This is a genomic window from Kitasatospora sp. MBT63, from assembly GCF_000710465.2.
In the GTDB taxonomy this organism is placed as follows: Bacteria; Actinomycetota; Actinomycetes; order Streptomycetales; family Streptomycetaceae; genus Kitasatospora.
Genome location: NZ_JAIZ01000594.1, coordinates 1 through 458 on the forward strand (window position 1 = coordinate 1; position 458 = coordinate 458).

Consider the following 458-nt stretch of genomic DNA (forward strand, 5'->3'; position numbering starts at 1 on the left):
GGTGGCGAGGGCTTCACGCAACGCGTCCGCACGACCCTGCCGGGCGGACGGGGAAGGGAGTGCGGCCATGGTGTTCCTCACGGGTGGGGGTGCGGACGGGCTGACGGGCGATCAGGCGACGGCGTTCCTCAGCTCGTCGACGCGGTCGGTGCGCTCCCAGGTGAAGTCCGCGTCCTCGCGGCCGAAGTGGCCGTAGGCGGCGGTCTTCGCGTAGATCGGCCGCAGCAGGTCCAGGTCACGGATGATCGCGGCCGGACGCAGGTCGAAGACCTTCACCACGGCCTCCTGGATCTTCAGCACCGGCACCGTCTCGGTCCCGAACGTCTCCACGAACAGACCCACCGGCTCCGCCTTGCCGATCGCGTACGCGACCTGCACCTCGGCCCGGGTCGCCAGACCCGCCGCCACGATGTGCTTGGCCACCCAGCGCATCGCGTACGCCGCCGAGCGGTCCACCT

At 71.0% G+C, this 458-nt stretch carries 1 protein-coding gene; it reads right to left on the reverse strand.

Features of this window, described 5'->3' with window-relative positions; genetic code table 11:
- Positions 1-111: 111 nt before the first annotated feature.
- The coding region (locus AA75_RS31455; RefSeq protein WP_158515594.1) for a methionine adenosyltransferase domain-containing protein at positions 112-458 on the reverse strand (347 nt) is incomplete at its 5' end.